The 1,129-nt window shown below is 48.6% G+C and carries 1 protein-coding gene; it reads right to left on the reverse strand.

What is annotated here, in order from left to right:
- A partial coding sequence (locus R7Z50_RS24580) for an L-lactate permease (RefSeq protein ID WP_318149360.1) occupies window positions 1–1,129 on the reverse strand: 1,129 nt, incomplete at both ends.

A 1,129-nucleotide genomic window follows, 5' to 3' on the forward strand; every position in this document is an offset into this window, starting at 1 on the left:
GTTCGCGGTTGTTACAGGCATACTTGCTAGGTCAGCACCGTTCACACCTGAGTTGATGAAGATACGTACCATCGGGATAGTGAACACCAATACGAAGCCTGCACCGATTAGCGTTTTGCTTGACTCGCCGAATGCTTCACGCAAAGGTTTTGCGCTACCGCTTTGCAATACAGCAGCAAGCAGAGCAACGAACACCAGTACACCACCAGGAAGGTAAAGCGGCTGAATCGCAGCGCTAACGCCTGTTTCGCCTAGAATGTTGCTAAACGACACGCTGACGCTTTGCAGTAGACCTTTAAACTCCGAGCTTACGCGGCTTGCTACCAAAATAACGGCCAGCATTACATAAGGAATCCACGCTTTTACCAAGCTCATTGGCTTACCAGGATTGTCGTGCAGATCCACTTTCAAAGAACCTAACCACTCTGCTGGCCATTTGTCTTCGCTTTCAAAATCCCATTTTGTTTTAGGAACTAGGAAACCTTTTTTCGCAGCAGTTACGACGATAGAAAGACCAACCAAACCACCAATCAGCGATGGGAATTCAGCGCCCAAGAACACGCCAGTTAATGCGTAAGGAACGGTAAATGACACACCTGCGAATAGCGCAAACGGTAGAATATCCAGACCTTCGCTCCAGCTTCTGTTCTTGCCGAAGAAACGTGTTAACATCATCGCCATCAATACAGGAATCATCGTACCAACCACGGCATGAATTACGGCAACGTTAGCCGTGATGTGCTGTAGGTATGCTTCCCATGTTGAGCCTTGAGCTGCCAACGCTTCACTGATGTTGTGCGTATCCAAACCTTTGTTTACACCCACGATAATCGGCGTACCCACTGCACCAAACGATACTGGCGTTGATTGAATCATCATGCCCATTAGTACCGCCGCTAGGGCAGGGAAACCGATTGCAACCAATAGTGGCGCGGCGATCGCTGCTGGTGTACCAAAGCCCGATGCACCTTCGATGAATGAGCCAAAACACCAAGCAATAATGATGGCTTGAACTCGACGATCGGCAGAGATATCGGTAAATCCGTTACGGATAGTGGTGATCGCTCCAGTGTGTTTTAAAGTGTTGAGCAAGAAGATGGCACCAAACACGATCCATAGAACAGAGACA

The sequence above is a fragment of the Vibrio sp. 1249-1 genome, assembly GCF_033340495.1.